General features: G+C 65.7%; 5 protein-coding genes (1 of these 5 cut by a window edge). 4 read left to right on the top strand and 1 reads right to left on the bottom strand.

The window, feature by feature from the left end; all coding sequences use genetic code 11:
* The first annotated feature begins 90 nt into the window (after positions 1-90).
* The 3 genes from ACFORG_RS21345 to ACFORG_RS21335 all read left to right on the top strand — a co-directional run bounded on the left by ACFORG_RS21345 (position 91) and on the right by ACFORG_RS21335 (position 2,252).
* Entirely contained in the window at positions 91-1,017 is a 927-nt protein-coding gene (locus tag ACFORG_RS21345) for a DMT family transporter (protein ID WP_386737602.1), read from the top strand.
* A gap of 92 nt (positions 1,018-1,109) precedes the next feature.
* Entirely contained in the window at positions 1,110-1,703 is a 594-nt protein-coding gene (locus tag ACFORG_RS21340) for a 2-hydroxychromene-2-carboxylate isomerase (protein ID WP_386737601.1), read from the top strand.
* Positions 1,704-1,772: 69 nt separating this feature from the next.
* Positions 1,773-2,252: a DUF2244 domain-containing protein gene (locus ACFORG_RS21335; protein WP_386737600.1), complete on the top strand. Its 480-nt coding sequence runs from the start codon at positions 1,773-1,775 to the stop codon at positions 2,250-2,252.
* A 5-nt stretch (positions 2,253-2,257) separates the two neighbouring features.
* Here ACFORG_RS21335 and ACFORG_RS21330 read toward each other — a convergent pair whose 3' ends face one another.
* Positions 2,258-3,136, bottom strand: a complete 879-nt coding sequence (locus ACFORG_RS21330) for an efflux RND transporter periplasmic adaptor subunit (RefSeq protein ID WP_386737599.1) — start codon at positions 3,134-3,136, stop codon at positions 2,258-2,260.
* Positions 3,137-3,273: 137 nt separating this feature from the next.
* Between ACFORG_RS21330 and ACFORG_RS21325 the strand changes: the two genes are divergently transcribed.
* Positions 3,274-17,075: the start of a putative Ig domain-containing protein gene (locus ACFORG_RS21325; protein ID WP_386737598.1), read on the top strand. It continues 25,636 nt past the right edge of the window; only the first 13,802 of its 39,438 coding nucleotides appear in the window; the start codon lies at positions 3,274-3,276; the stop codon falls past the right edge of the window.

Below are 17,075 nucleotides of genomic sequence, written 5' to 3'. Positions count from 1 at the left end.
GAGACCCCGGCGCGACCCTCGCGCCGGGGTTTTTCTTTGCGGGCGAGACTATGGCTGCACAGCGCGCGAATTGCGTGATAAGGCGGCAGAATGGATCCCAGCACCAATCAGGACGGACCGGCCACATCGCACGCGCTTGCCGCGTTCGGGGTTCTTTTCGCCTCTGTCTGCTTCGGGATCGTTCCCTATTTCAGCCGGGGGCTGACGGAACAGGGCGTGGCGCCCTATGCTGTCGCCTTTTACCGCTACATCATTGCTGCTGTGCTGCTACTGCCCGCGCTTGTGATTCACCGCGGGGCGTGGCGCGAGATCCTGTGGGGCCTGGCCGCGGGCGCCATAATGGGGCTGGGATGGATCGGCTACGTGACCGCGCTGGAGACCCTGCCCGCCTCGACCGTGGGTGTCCTTTACATGACCTACCCGGTGTTCACGCTGCTGATCGCATGGGCCTTTTTCGCCGACGCGCCAACGCGGCGGGCACTGCTGGCCTCGGGCCTGATCGTCGTGGCGGCGGTTATCGCGGGCTCTCCCACCTCGGTTCCTCCCGAGCATTTCGGGACGCTGCTCATATCGCTTGCGGCACCGTTCGGATTCGGGTTCGGGATCTGCGTGCTGGTCTACCGGCTGTCCCGCATCGGCTCGCTGGCTCGCATGGCCTCGGTCTCGCTCGGCTCGGTGCTCGGCCTGTCGCCGCTGGTGCTGAGCGCCGATCCGGCGACGCTTGTGCCCGTGGACGGAACCGACTGGTTCCTGATCCTTGGCATCGGTGTCGTGACGGCAATCGTTCCGCAACTGATCTATACCATCTGTTCGCCAGTGATCGGCGCATCGCGCACGGCGGTGATCGGCAGCATCGAGTTGCCGACGATGTTCGCGGTGGGCGTGCTGGCCTTTGGCGAGACGATCACCCTGCCGCAGGCCGTCGCCTGCGCGCTGGTTCTGGGGGCGATCGGGCTGACCCGAAGCCGGACGACCCGGACCATCAACACCGTGATCGCGCGCGAGCCCAAGGACTGAAGCCGCCCCTGTGATGGCACGGGCGCCCGCCCCGTCGAAATCGAGGCGGATTCCGTGTATCATGGCGCAGGCTTCACGGGGGAGGACAGGCCATGTCGCGGATCGATTTCTGGTATTCCATCGGCAGCACCTACACTTTTCTGACGGTGATGCGGCTGCCCCGCTGGGCCGAGGACAACGGTGTCGAGGTGGCCTGGATGCCCTTTGACGTGCGCGCGATCATGAAGGCGCAGCAGAACATCCCCTTTGCCGGGAAACCGAAAAAGAGCGCCTATATGTGGCGCGACATCGAGCGGCGCGCGGCCAAGTACGGGCTGCATGCGGAACTGCCGGCGCCCTACCCGATCAGCGACCTGTCGCTGGCCAACCAGGTGGCCCTGCTGGGCATGCAGGACGGCTGGGGCGAGGCCTTTACCCAGACGCTGTATCGCATGTGGTTCAACGAGGCGACGGATGCGGGCACCGAAACGGCCCTGTCGGAGGCGCTGTTCCGTGTCCAGCAGGACCCGCTGCCAGTGCTGGCGCGGGCGCGAGACATGGCCGATGCGCTGGCCGAGCAGACGGCGCGCGCCGAGACGCTGGGCGTGTTCGGCTCGCCCAGCTTCGTCGTTGGGGGGGAGCTGTTCTGGGGCGACGACCGGCTGGAGGATGCGCTGTCATGGTCCAAGGTCGGCCACGTGACCTGACCGGGCGGTTCGCCCTGCCGTGACGTTTTCGGCCCTCGACGGATGCGCGTGCCGTGTTAGGTTTGCGCCATGCCGTACACGTGGACCGAAACCGCCGGAGAAGAAACGCAGCTTCAGCTGTGGCCGCATAACTCGCTGCCGCCGCGCGGGTTCGCAGCCGTGATCCTGGGGATCTTCACCCTGTCGCTGGTGCCGTTGGGCATCCTTGTGGGTTCGGTGATGTTGTGGGGCATCCTGCCCTTCATGCTGACCGCGCTTGGCGCGATGTGGTGGGCGTTGCAGTACAATTACCGCAGTCGTCGCATCCTCGAGGTGCTGACACTGTCGGATACCCGGGCGCACCTTGTGCGGCACAATCCGCGGGGCGATGTGCAGGAATGGGATTGCAACCGCTATTGGGCCGTGCCGGAGATGCACGAGGATGGTGGCCCGGTGCCCTATTACCTGACCCTGAAGGGGTCGGGGCGCGAGGTCGAGATCGGTGCGTTCCTGTCCGAAGACGAGCGCCGCGCGCTTTATGACGATTTGGTGCGGCGGCTGCGGGGCTAGCCCGTTCAGCGCTCGATTCCCGCGACGGCGCCGGGATCGTCGAACCTGAGTTCGCAGCGCAGGCCGGCGGGCAGTTCGAACCCGGAATTGTCGAGCATCAGCCGGACACCCACCGTGGCCGTGGCTGCATCGAAGACCTGATCGATGACGGTGATCTGTGCCGGGTGCGGCGTGTCCAGCGGCGCCTCGGGCAGGATGGTGAGCGTCTGGCCCAGTTCCAGCCGATCATAATAGGAGATCGGCACGAAAGCCTCGACCCGCAGTTGATCGAGCCGCGCGATGGTGAGGATATGCGCCTCGCCCTCGCGGTATTCGCCGGGGTTGAGCAGACGCTCCATCACCACGCCATCTACCGGGCTGCGCACGATCTTCTGGTCGAGACGGGCCTCGGCCTCGGCCAGCTGGAGACCGGCGAGATCCTTTTCGAGCCGCGCCTTGTCAAGTTCGCGTTCGGCAAGCCGCGCCTCGAGCCGGGCCTCTTCGGCCTGCGTTCGCGAGACGGCGTTGCGCTTGACCAGTTGCTCGTTCCTGCGAGCCTGTGCGTCGAGGAAATCGATCTGCGCCTCGATCGAGGCGATCTGCGCGTCATCCGCGGCCCGCTTGCGCGCGATGGCCACGGCGATCTCTTCGAGGCCGGTGTCGAGCCGGGCCACGACCTGCCCCTCGGCGACCCTGTCGCCGCGATCCACGGCCACCGAATCAACGATTCCCGCGACCGGAGTCGAGAGGCGAATCACCTTGTCGGGCTCGATCAGGCAGCTGACAGGGGCCATCGCCCCCTCTTGGTAGGTCTGCGCAGAGGACACTCCCGCATAGCTTGCAAAGGCCCAGAGTGCGACCACCAGATGTAGCGCCGGAGACGGGAAAGTCGAAGATGTATCCATGAAATCTGTTCCCATGTGGCCGCTCACTGCCCTAGGGTCAAGATTATTGAATATGTCGTCGTGATTACAAGACGTTCCATTTTACAACCGATTGTTCCGCCGTTGGCTTCAAGGGTGGAGCGCAAGGGGGAAAAATGATGAAGAAGGTGAGCGGGGCACCTGACACACCGCTGCGCGACGCCGAGGGGCGTGCGGGCGGTTCCGGTTCTATGAAGGCAAAAGGCCGCTCGAAGCTGCGAAGCGACACCTTGTTGAGCCGCGGCCTGCACCTTGAAATGCTGGAACCCCGAATCCTTCTGTCTGCCGACCTGATCCCCGTGGCCGGCGAGATCGAAGTGCCGGGCGAAACCGATTTCTACACGTTCGAGCTGGCCGAAGAGCGCACGATCGTCTTTGACTCGCTGATCGAACGCTATGACCTGACCTGGTCGCTGGAGGGTGTGGGCGGCGAGATCGTCGGCCCCACCGCGCTGGCACGGTCGGATGCGGATCATGGCGGCGAGATCATCGCGCTGGATGCGGGCACCTACACGCTTGCGATCGACGGTGTCGACGCGGCGCAGGGCGAGTACTCCTTCCGCCTGTTGAACACGGCCAATGCCGAGAGGATCGAAACCGACCGCCTGATCGCTGGCACGCTGGGCGAAGACGGCCGCGAGACGGACCTGTTCCAGTTCGAGGCCGCAGCGGGCACCGAGCTGTTCTTTGACGCGCGCAGCATGAGCGCCGGGTCCGCCGTGTGGCAGCTGGTCGATCCCGATGGCGCGACCGTGTTCGGGCCGACCACCTTTTCCCCATCGGGCGATGTCGCGCGGTTCGCGGCGCCAAAGGACGGCACCTATACACTGATGCTGGAGGGGCGCGTCTTTAATGGCTCGGACAGCGATTACAGCTTTCTCATCTCGCAGGTGGTGGACGAGACGCGCGCCGTCGAGGTCGACGACCTGATCCGCGGCGTTATCGAACAACCCGGCCAGCGGCATGAGCTGACCTTCACGCTCGACGCGGATGTTACGATCCTGTTCGACTCGCTTACCACGGTTCCGCTGCCGGTCAGCCTGACGGGGCCGCGCGGGCCGGTGTTCGAGAACCGGCAGTTGCACCGTATCGACGCGAACTCGGGCAGCGGCCTTCTGGAACTGATCGCCGGGGATTACACGCTGAGCGTGGGCGGCCAGGATGATACGGTCGGCACCTACGGCATCCGCATGATCGCCACCGGCGATGCCGAACAGATCGATCTGGCGGAACCTGCGACGGGGACCTTGAGCGATGAGGGCGTGGGCATCTTCGGCACCCGGATCGACTCGGGCGCGGGGGTTTCAGAGCCGGGCCGCGCGCAACTGTTTTCCGAGACGACGCCGCATTTCTCGGTTCCCGACGCGGATGCGTTGCGCCCCGAGGCGCTGACGCTGGAGACGTGGATCCGACCCGATGCGTTCGACTTCTACGATCTGATTGCGGGCAAGACGACCACCGGCAGCTACAATGACGGCTACGGGCTGTACATGACCGATAGCGGGGTGGCCTTTTACCTCAACAACTGGTTTGACGCCTCATCGCGTGTGGCGGCAGAGCTGGAGCTGGGGGTCTGGAGCCACGTGGCCGCCACCTATGACGGCGCGGCGATCCGCATCTATGTGAATGGTGAGCTGCGTGAAGAGCGCGAATACACCGCCGAGATCAATCACAGCACTGGCCCCCTGCTGATCGGAAGCACGCCTGACGGCTACCGGATGGAAGGCGCGCTGGACGAGTTGCGGCTGTGGGACCGCGCGCTGAGCGCGGACCAGATCGCCGACCAGCGCGGCTCGGTCATCGGCAGCGCCGAGGGGCTGGCCCTGTCGCTGGGGTTCGACGCGGCGACGCCCGACAGTGCCGAGGACCGCTCGGCCAACGGGTTCGAGGCGATGGCGGTGCCGGGCGCTGCGCTGGAAAGCCGGCTGTTCCGCTATGACGCGGCGGGTGGCGAGACGCTGGTGACGCAATTGACACCATCGGGCATCTCGCTGTCGATCTTCGACCCGACCGGCAGGCGCATTTTCGGCCCCGACAGCAATCCCGACAGAGATGTGACCCTGCCCGATCTTGCCGGGCGTTACCTGATCGCGGTCGAGGCGGAGCCGTGGAACACGAACCCGCTGGATTTTTCGCTGACACTCGTCCCGCCCAGCGCGCAGGAGCTGGACCTTGATTTCGACACCCTGGTCGAGGGCGAGCTGTCCAGTGTCGGCGAGGCGGATGGCTACAGCTTCACGCTGGACGGAACGCAGCGCATCTATTTCGATTCCATCTCGACCAATCGCAACGATGTCACGTGGCAGATATTCGGCCCGCGCGGCGCAGAGACGGGCGCGCGGCCCTTCAGTTCGTCTGACGCGTATAACGTGGCCGAAGGTGCGGTGCTGTCGCTGCCGGCGGGCGAGTACCGCCTGGTCGTGGACGGTACCGGTACGGCCACGGGGGAGTATGCGTTCCGGTTGGCGACACTGGCGGCCGCAACCGGGATCGACTATGGCGACACGGTGGATGCGACGCTGACGCCGGGCAGCCAGACGCGGCTGTTCCGCTTCGAGGCGACGGGCGGCGACGTGATCTCGCTGGCAAGCGAGGATGGCGCCTATGGCAGGCTGATCGACCCGTTCGGGCGCGAGGTGTTCCTGAACGAGGAGTTCGAGGACGTCACCGAGCAGCTGTTGCGGGTCGCGGGGACCTATACGCTGCTGGTCGAGGGCTATCCCTACAGCGCCGGGTCACAAAGCGTGACCCGCAGTTTCACGCTGGAGCGGGTACGCACCGAGACCCTGCCCGCCCCGACCGGCACCGCGATCGAGCTGGGCACGATCGTCGAGGGCAATATCAGCCAGGCCGACGACGTGGACAATTACACCTTCACGCTGGATGCGCCGCGCACGATCTATTTTGACCAGTTGAATTCCGCCAGCCCTTGGCCGTTCTGGACCCTGTCGGGACCGCGCGGGATAGAGGTGGAGAACCGTCCCTTCTACCGGAGCAATGCGCGCGACGCGTTCCAGGACGCGACGCTGGACCTGCCGGCCGGCACCTACCAGTTGAGCGTCTTCATCAATGACGGGGCGGCGTCTGCCTATTCGTTCCAGGTCCTGGACCTGTCGGACGCCGCCGGGATCGACCTGGGCAGCCCGGTCACCGGAACACTGGACCCGGGCCGCAGCACGCAGGTCTACAGTTTCGATGGAACGGCGGGCCAGCGGCTGAGCTTTACCGACACCACGCTGGGGAGTGCGCGCTACCTGCCGGTTCTGCGCGTGCTGGATCCGTTCGGGCGCGACATGTACGGCCCGGTCGAGTTGCGCAGTGCGCCGGTGCTGGAGTTGCTGCATGACGGGACGCATACCCTGCTGTTCGAAGGCGCGACCTATGAGACCGCGCCGACCCTGACCTACGGGTTCACGCTGGCCGAGGTTGTCGATACGGTGACGCCGCTGACCCTCGGTGAAACGGTCGAGGGTGAGATTGCCACCGCGCATGGTTCGGACAGCTATACCTTTGCGCTGGACGCGACGACCGACGTTGTGCTGGACGTGCTGGCGCGCTCTGACGATGGACGTGTCCGCATCACCGGCCCGAACGGGTTCGACCGCAGCCTGCACCTCACCGACGCGGACAGCGTCGATACCGGCGTCAACCCGTTCATGCGGCTGGCCGCCGGCGAGTACCGCATCACCATCACCAGCGACGACAGCTGGAACCGCCCGGCCTATGCGCTCCGCCTGCTTGACGCGTCCACGGCCGACACGGTCGCCCTCGGCGATGCGGTCAGCGGGACCCTTTCGCCGGGCGCCGAGACCGACATCTATCGCTTCGAGGTGGATGCCGGGCAGGTCATGTCGATCGGCGACGTCACCAATTCCGGTGCCCGCTACAACGCTTATTACCGGCTGATCGACCCGCTGGGACAGGTGATCGCCGGACCCAGCCGCCTGAGCGGCGAAGGCGCGCGCGAACTTGCCCTTGGCGGGGTCTACACCATGCTGATCGAGGGGCGCATCTACGAGGATCCGGCCTCGGAGATCGGCTATGGCTTCACGCTGGTCGATCCGCAGGATCCCGACCCGGTCGCCATCGAGATCGACGCGCAGGTTACGGCCGAGATCACGCGCGCGGGTCAGGCGCATCGCTTTACTTTCGAGGTCGGGCAGGACACGCGCCTGTACCTCGACAGTTTTACCGAGACCGACCAGTTCTGGATACGGATCGAAGGGCCCGAGGGGCTGAGCCGGACAACACGGATGAACGGCACCGACAGTGTCGATTTCGGAACGGGCAACCCGGTTCTGGACGCCGCGGCGGGCAGCTATACCGTGACCGTCTATTCCACCGGCGGTGTCACCGGGGCGTTCTCCTTCGCGGTGCAGGACCTCGCCGATGCGGCCGAGCTGACCCCGGGCGCGGTGGTCGAGGCGACGCTGGACCCCAAGCGGGAAACGGATGTCTATGCGTTCGACGGCACGGCGGGCGATACCTTTGTGCTGGACGTATTGCGGCGGGCGAACGCGAACCAGTCGACCTATTGGCGGCTGATCGATCCTGCGGGCAACCAGGAGATCACGCGCAGCGTCTTTCAGGACAGCGGCGCCTTCACGCTTAAACGCAGCGGGCTCTATACGCTGCTGGTCGAGGGCCGGGTCTACGAGGGGACGGAAGGTGCGATCGACTACTCCTTTGTCCTGCAGCCGCGGGTCACCGACGAGATCGCGCTGGACATTGCCGAGAGCGGCGCGCGTGCGGGCCTGAGCGGTGCGATCGGCCGCGATGGCGGGGCAGCGCAGGGATTCACCGGTTATGAACGGGTCGAAATCGACGATGCGGCGGTGAACCTGACCGGCGATCTGAGCTTTTCGCTGTGGTTCAAACCGGATGCTCCGCAACGCAGTTGGCAACCTCTTGTCTATCGCGCCGAGACGGCGAATGCGAATGACCGGCAATATACGCTGTGGTTGAACTCCAGCGGGTACCTGCACCTGACAACGGCGGATTCCAGCGGGCAGATCGCGGTGAACTCGCCCGGCGGGTCGGTTCGCTTTGACAGCTGGAACCATGCGGTGGGCGTGGTGGACCGCGCGGCCGACAAGCTGCACCTGTATCTCAACGGCGATTTGGCGGGTACGGTGGACCTGCGAGACCAGGATGGCGTGACGGTCACCACGCCGCTGTCGCTGGGCGGAGAGATCGGCGGACAGGCCGGTTTCGAAGGCGCGATGAGCGATTTCCGCCTGTTCGGTAGCGCGCTCGGCCCAGACGACGCTGCCGCGCTGGCGGGTGGTGGCAACAGTTCCGTCGATCCGCTGCTGCGTCTTGCCATGGACGAGGCGCCGGGTTCCGACGTGCTGGCCGATGCCTCGGGCAATGATCGCACGGGTCGTGTCGTGGATCTTGCCGCGCCGATGGCCGGCGTGTTCAAGGACCGGATCGAGACAGCGGGCGAGGTGCATGTCTACAGCTTCACGCTGGACGAGGCGCAGCGGATCTACTGGGACACCATGGGCAACCGCGCCGACATTCGCGCAGAGTTGCGCGGACCCAACGGGTTGAACATCTCGCGCACGCTGAACGCCACGGGCGCGAATTTCAACGGTGGCAATTACAGTTTCGAAGCGCCTGCCGGGGAGTACACACTGACGGTGCGGGCGGACGCGGCGATCAAGGCGGCCTATGCGCTGCGGCTGCTGCAATTCGGCGATGCCGAGGTGATCGACGCCGATGGCAGTGACGTGGCGGGCGCCATTCCGGCAGGCCGGGCCTCGGCCGCCTTTGCATTCGACGTAACCGCGGGTGAGCAGATCCTCGTCGATCTGGCGTCCATCGACCAGGGGTCGGGCAATTCGGCATGGCGGCTGTTCGACCCGTTCGGGCAGCTTGTGCTGGGGCCGCTCAGCGCCACCGACATCGCGGCGACCACGATGCATTTCACCGGGCGCTACACGCTGGTGCTGGAGTCGCAGCGCGGGCTCGAACCGCATCAGGACATCGCCTATCGGTTCCAGGTGCATCGCATCACGACCGAGGAGGTCGCCGTGACCCTCGGTGGCGACAACCCCGAGGCTGCGCCGGTTCTGGTGGAGGGCGCGCAGGACATGGGCCTGCGGTTGCGCGGCGCGGAATATGTCGAGGTTGCGCATGACGCCAAGCTGGACCTGACCGGCAACACCACTGTCGAAGCGTGGATACGGATCGACCGCACCACGGGCACCTGGACGCCGATCCTGTCCAAGACCAGCGATGACGGCATTCGCGGTTTCGACCTGTGGTACCACAGCAACGGCTCGATCTATGCATCGACCGATGCGCTGGGGGGCGGGCGCGATTCCGCGCAGACGGCCCCCGCCACCGTTCCGCTTGGGGAGTGGACGCATGTGGCGACCGTGTTCGACCGGGCCAACGGTCAGCAGCGGCTATACCTCAACGGCGAACTGGTACTGAGCGAGTCCATGCGAACCACGGTTGGCGAGGGCAATGACGCGCCCGTGCGGATCGGCTGGTCGCGCGAGATCGACCCGTCCTATGGGGCGTTCGACGGCGCGGTCGACGAGATCCGGCTGTGGTCGACGGCACGCAGCGACGCCGAGATCCTTGCCGATTACGACACGGCGCTGGCCGGTGACGAGACCGACCTGAAGCTGTACCTGCCACTCGACGCCGTCGCCGAGGATGGCACCGTGCCGGATGCCGGGCCGGATGGCCAATCCGCGATGCGGGTCAACATGATCCCGCGCGGGATCACCGGCGAGATCGACGCGGTGGGCAAGCGGCTGGACTACAGCTTTGCCGTCGACGCGGCGACGCGCGTCTACGTCGACAGCCTGACGCCCGCAGCGGGGCTGCAATACAGCCTGCGCGGACCGCAGGGCATCATCGTGTCGCAGGGCCTGAACCGCGCGGACAATTCGGGCAACCCGGTACTGAGCCTGCCCGCGGGCGACTATACCTTGCGCGTGCAGGGCGATGGCAGCACGACGGGGCTGTTCAACCTCGTTCTGCTCGATCTGGGCGCGGCCGAGACGCTGACACTGGGCACCCCTGTCGATGGCGAATTGCTGCCCGCGAACCGCACGGCGGCCTACTCCTTTGACTCCGTCGGCGGTGACGCGCAGGTCTATCTGCGCAACCTCTCCGAGCAAGGTCGGATGGACTGGCGCGTGATCGATCCGTTCGGGCGGGTGCATCTGTACGAAAACCCCGGCGACCGGGTTGTCGCCCTGCCCTACGAAGGTACTTGGACCTTCCTTGTCGAGGGCGAGATCGCGCATGGCACGCGCGCCGCCTACGAGCTGGCCGTCTACGAGATCGAGGACGAGACACCCACCGCGCTGACGCTGGACAGCGTTCAGAATGCCGACCTGGACTATCCCGGGCAGGTGCGCCGCTTTTCGCTGGAGCTGACCGAGGCCAAGAAGCTGGTGATGGACAGCCTGGTCTACAGCCGGGATCTGCGCTGGTCGCTGACCGGCCCCGATGGCGCGATCATCACAGGGCGGGCAATGGATCAGACGGACGCGACCCGCTTCACCGCCAACCCGGTGCTGTCGCTGGACGCCGGTGCATACGAGCTGACCATTTATGGCGATGGCAACCTGACCGGCGCGTTCGAGTTCCGCATGATCGACCTCGAGGCATCGGCCAGCGATATCGGCTTTAACGACGAAGTATTCGGGAACCTGCCGAACAAGGCCTTGGGCACGCGGGTGTTCAGCCTTGACGGGATGCGGCACCAGCCGTTCTCGATGGACATGATCGAAACCCCGGCGCGGGACACCGGATGGCGGGTGATCGATGCGGACGGGAACCAGGTGATCTCGGCCCGCCGTCTTGAGGATGCCGGGGGCTTTGTGCTGAAAGAGGCGGGGCAGTATTTCCTGTTGCTCGAAGGCAATGTCGCGAACGGTGAATCCGATGATGGCTACCGGTTCGAACTGGTCAGCCCCGCCTACCCCGCCGCGCTGGGGGATACGCTGGAGGAGTTCGGCACTGGGTCGTCCATCGGCCATGTCCTGAGCACCTACCAGGGGACCGAACCTGCCGAGACGGCCACGGGCGGCGGGACCGCCCTGCAACTGCTCGACATCCTGTCGGCGGACAACCGCACAGGCATCGCCTTTTCCACCACGGTCGAGGGGCAGGTCGATGCCTACACTGCGGCCTTCGACTACGACCTGACTGCGCCGGGGGTCGGCGATCCGGGCAACGGATTCTCGATGCTGCTGGTGCCGACTGCCAGCTATGGCGCGGGCGGCGAGATCGCCTTCCTGGGACTGGAACCGGATGCCAGCGACGTGCTGGCAGTGGCGCTGGACCTCTACCAGGATGGCGGCGACGGGCCGGTGCCGCATCTGTCGGTGCATTTCGGGAGCAAGAAAACCGAGGTCGCGCTGAGCGATCATGGTCTCGGCATCGCCGATCTGATCACCGAGCCGGGCCGCTTGTCCATGACCGCGACGCGGGTTGCCGGCGGGGCCAACATCACCGTTTCGTTGACCATCGGCGGCACCGAGACGGTGCTGCTGGAGGATTTCCTTGTCGGCGGGGTCGAACTGGCCGACCGGCGGCTGGCGATCCAGGCGCAGAACGGCACCAGCACGGTGATGGGCCTTTTGATCGACAACGTATCGCTGGCCACTGCAGCGCTGACCGGTGGGCTGAGTGCCGCGCCGGGCGATATCGTGACCGGCACCCTGTCGTCAGCCGAGGCCGTCGACCGCTATCGCATCGAGCTGGACGCGCCCGCGCGGATCGTTTTCGACCCGATGACCGACAATGGCGCGCTGCGCTACGAGCTGACCGGCCCGATCGGGGTCGAGGCGCGCAACTTTACCCGATCAGACGGTTACTACCTGACGACGAACCCCGTGCTGAGGATGCCGGCGGGTGTCTACATGCTGAGCGTCTACACCAGCGACGACTCGGTCGGCAGTTACAGCCTGGGCCTGCGCGATGCCGATGCGGCCACCGCGCTGGAGCCGGGAGAGCCGGTATCCGCCACGCTCGATCCGGCAAGCGGCGCGCATCTTTATGCCTTCGACTGGGCGGGCGGCGACGCGCTGATGCGCATCGATACCGCCCTGACCTCGGGTCCGACGGCCTATTGGAAACTGGTGGCGCCCGACGGTCAGATCGTCACCCAGCGCAACCGGCTCGACGCCGATTTCGAAACCGCTTCGCTGGGCGGCGCGGGACGGTACCTGTTGCTGGTTCAGGGCACGGTCGATACCACCGAACCCATAGCCTATACGCTGGGGCTGAGCGTGCCCGAGGTGGCGACGGCCGCGATGACGCTGGACAATGTCGTCACCGGCGAGATCGAAGCAGCGGGCGACGTGGCGCGGTACACCTTCACGCTCGACGCGGCGCGGCAGGTCCTGCTGGACACGCTGACCAACGATACGACGCTGGGCTTTACCCTGTCGGGACCGCAGGGAACCATCTATGCGCGCGACATACGGTCGATCGATTCCACCTATCGTAACGATGCGGCGGTGCTGACGCTTGGAGCGGGCGATTACGTCGTCACCATTGACGGGACCGATGCCAATACCGGCGCGTTTGCTTTTGCCCTGCGCGATCTGGGCAATGCCACCGAACTGCCCCTGTCGGAGCAGCAGGACCTGACCTTTGATCCCGGCAACAGCTCGCAGCTGTTCAGGTTCGACGGCACGGCGGGCGACAGTTTCTACCTCGACGCGCTGGAGGGCGACCTTCAGGGCCGGTGGAAGATCGTGGATCGTTTCGGGCAGCTGGTGGCAGGCTCGGCCAACCTGCGCAACGACATCCAGAGCCTGTCGCTGAACATCGACGGGCTGCACTACCTGCTGATCGAGGGCGAGGTCAGCCAGGGCGACGAGCGCACGCATTCCTTCCGCCTCGTGCCCCTGACCGGATCTGCGACGGAGTTGACCTTTGGCGAATTGACCGCGGGCAACATCGCGCTGCCGGGCCAAACCGCCAGCTTTACCTTCACCGTCGAGGAGGCGACGCGGATCTATGTCGATGCGCTGGCGCCCTATGACGGCAATTTCCGCTGGATGCTGTCCGGCCCGCGCGGCCAGGTCGACGACCGGTCCTTTACCCAGACCGATGGATCGAGCGCGCCCAGTGCGCCGCCGATCTACCAGCTGATCCCGGGCGATTATACCTTTACCGTCGCGCCGCAGAACGGTGTGAGCGGCGATTTCTCGTTCCGCGTGCTCGACCTGGCGCAGGCCGCCGAGTTGACCATCGGCACCGCCGTCAGCGACCAGCTGGCACCGGGCAACGAGACCCAGGCGTTCAAGTTCGAGGCCAGCGCGGGCGACCGGCTGTTCTTTGATTTCGGGGATGTCGACTTCAACAATTGGTGGCGCCTGATCGATCCGTTCGGCAACCAAGTGTTCAGCGAATACGCCAGCGATATCGACACCCGCGAGATGCCGTTCGACGGGACCTACACGCTGCTGGTCGAAGGGTTCATGAATGCGCCCGACGCGCGCGAGTTCACATTCAACATCTATTCCAACCCGCTGCGCACGCCGATTTCCCTGACGCTCGAAGACGTGCCGGCGCCGGACCTCGTGCCCAGCGCGTTCAGCGTGGCGACCGAGGACCCGCTGGAGACCGGCGGGACGATGCCTCTGGAATGGACGCTGACCAATGCCGGCGATCTGCCGGTGACGACCAGCTTCAACACCCGCATCACCGTGCGTGACGCCGACGGCGCGATCCTGTCCGATCTCGTCGTGCCCTATGATGTCGGCGCCGCGGGCGAAATCGCGGCCGGTGAGTCGCTGACCCGCAGCGCCGAGATTCGCCTTGCGGCAGGTTCTCAGGCGGTTGGCGATCTGTCGGTCACCCTGCGCGTCGATACCGAGAACAGCGTCGAGGAACAGAACGACGCGGGAGATGCCGAGACCAACAACAGCCTGAACCTGACCGCGACGGTCGTTCTGGCGGCAAGCCCCGACCTGCTGGCGCGCGACGTGTCGATCTCTCCGGCCTCGGGTTGGGAAGGCGGCGACACGGTCACGGTGGATTACACGCTTGCCAACGAGGGCGGCAAGGCCGCTAATGGCGCATGGACCGAGCGGTTGATCGTCACCAACCGCAACACCAACCGCGTTGTCCTGAACCAGGACCTGCGCGCGCCGGGCGACACCACGCTTGACGCCGGGGACACGCTTGCACGCAGCGTGGAGTTCGGCTGGCCCGAGGGGATCGACGGCACCGGCCTGTTCGATTTCCGCATCATCGTTGACGCGCTGGACGAGGTGTCGGAAGCGAACGAGGACGACACGGGCGAGTCCAACAACGACACGACCACGCGGGTCGCCTCGGCCCCCGACCTCGTGATCTCGGAGATTTCGGTCGCCGAGGAAGAACCCGCCGCCGGCAGCTCGTTGACGGTGAGCTGGACCATAGCCAACGAGGGCGCGGCCGCGACGCCGGGAGACTGGACCGACAGGGTCATCATCACCAATCTCGACACGGGCGCCTTGCTCCACGATGTCACGGTGGGTGCCGACGGTTTGCGGATCGACCCAGGCGAGAGCGATACGCGAACGATGGCCTTTGACCTGCCGCATGGCGCGGCCGGTGTCGGCAACCTGCGGATCACGGTGATCGCCGATCGCGACGATGCCAACCGCAGCGGGTTGAACGAGGCGCGCGACGGGCTGACCATTTTCCAGGCCGAAAACAACAACGACCGGCGTATCGACATCGTGTCGGCCTCGCGGCCCTACGCGGACCTCGTGGCCATGATCACCGGCGTGCCGGACAGCCCGCGCGGCGGCGAGACGGGCACCGTGTCGTGGAGCGTCGTCAACCGTGGCGCGGTCACGACCGAAGCCTCGGAATGGGTCGATCATGTCTATATCTCGGAAGATGCGGTTCTGGACGAGACCGACGTCCTGATCGGCACCGTCGCCCGGAGCGGGGCGCTGGAGGTCGATGCCTCTTACACCGTGACGACCGACGTGACCCTGCCCCTTGGTATCGAGGGCGACGTGCAGATCCTTGTCGCCACGGATGCCGAGGCGGCGGTGCTCGAACCCGACACGCGCGGCAACAATGTCGACAACCGGCAGATCGCGCTGTCCTCGCCCTATGCCGATCTGGCGGTTCAGGCACTGGTTGCACCGGCCGGTTCTTACCTTGCCAACGAAGAAATCGACGTGGCGTGGCGGGTGGCCAATTTCGGCCCCAACCCGGTCAGCGCGGCGAACGAAGCGTGGGTCGACCGCGTCTACCTGTCGGCCGATGACACGATCGACGATTCCGATTTCCTGCTGGGCGAATTCTTCCGCGACACTGCACTGGCGGTCGATGCCAGCTACTCGCGTTCGGCCAGCTTCCTCTTGCCGCCCGGCTTCGTGGGCGATTTCCACATCATCGTGCACACGAATGCCGATGGCGACGTCTATGAGCGCGACCTGACGGATAACAACATCAAGGTATCCGACGACACGCTGGGCCTTGCCGCCGGGCCCTCGGCGGATCTGCGCGTGACGTCGGTGGAGGGTCCGACCTCGCTGGTTCCCGGAGAGGTCGTGGAGGTCACCTATACCATCCTCAACGATGGCGAGGCGGATGCCCGTGCCCCGTGGTGGGATGCGCTCTATCTCGTCGGGCCGGGTCTGGGCGCGGGCCGCCTGCTGGGCGAAGCGGAACGGCCATTCGATCTTGCCGTCGGCGACAGTTACGAGGTGACGCTGGAGATCACCGCGCCGGATGTGGGCGAAGGCGAATACCGGTTCGAGGCGCGCGCCGATGCCCGGCGCGACCTGTTCGAGGGCGGGCGCGAGGACAACAACGCCGGACAGGGCGCGGCGCTGGGTCTGCGGCATCCGAACCTGGTGATCGGGACGGTCGCCCTCGACGACACCGCGCCGCAATCGGGCGATACGCTGCGGGTCACCTGGGAGGTCGACAATACAGGGGCGGGCCCTGCCCGGCTGGATTGGACAGACGGCATCTGGCTGAGCCGCGACGACGCGCTCGATGCGCAGGACATCTTCCTTGGAGAGGTGGCGCAGACTGCACCGCTGGCAGACGGGGCAAGTGCCGCCGCATTCGCGGATGTGACCCTGCCCATATCGGTGTCGGGCGCATGGTTCATCCTCGTGGGGGCGGATCGCGAGAATACGGTCAGCGAGCCCGGCAACGAAGAAGACAATACCGGCGCCGCCGCGCTGGACGTGACGCTTGCGCCCTATGCGGACCTGGAGGTGACGCAGGTCACCGCGCCGAACTTGACGGTGGACGATCCGGGCTTTGTCACCGTGGGCTGGACGGTCGAGAATACCGGCACCGGGCGCGGCATCACGGATGGCTGGACCGATCGCATCATCATCTCGGCCGATGACGAGCTGGGCAATGACGATGACATCGAACTGGCGGCCTTCGACCATACTGGCGGACTTGATGTCGGCGCGACCTATGACCGCGAAGAAAGCTTTTTCCTGCCGCCTGCACTCAATGGTCGTTTCACGCTTTTCGTGGTCACCGATGCGGATGACGTTGTGTTCGAGAACGGCCAGGAGGCGGATAACCGCCTTGCACTCGAAGGCTTCTTCGACGTGGCGCCCATTCCCTATGCCGATCTGGTGGTGCAGGAGGTGGTCGCGCCCGAGACCGCGAATTCGGGTGACGACGTGCTGGTGCGCTGGACGGTCAGGAATGACGGGATCGGCCTGACCCAGACCAGCCGGTGGAGCGACCGCGTCTATATCGCCGACAATGCCGAGGGAACAGACCGCGTCTACGTGGGCCGGTTCGAGCAACTGGGTTTCCTTGCGCCCGAGGCGGAATACACCCGTGAGGCGCTGATCCGGTTGCCGGACGGCTGGGAAGGTCCGGCCTATTTCTTTGTCGAGGTGCCCGGCGGATCGTCGACCGGCCCCAACAGCGCGCCATACGAGTTCGTGTTCAC

The organism is Lutimaribacter marinistellae (assembly GCF_042648365.1).
Lineage (GTDB): Bacteria > Pseudomonadota > Alphaproteobacteria > Rhodobacterales > Rhodobacteraceae > Lutimaribacter_A > Lutimaribacter_A marinistellae.
The sequence above is the reverse complement of the archived record's forward strand: the minus strand, read 5'-3'. Positions and strand labels throughout refer to the sequence as shown.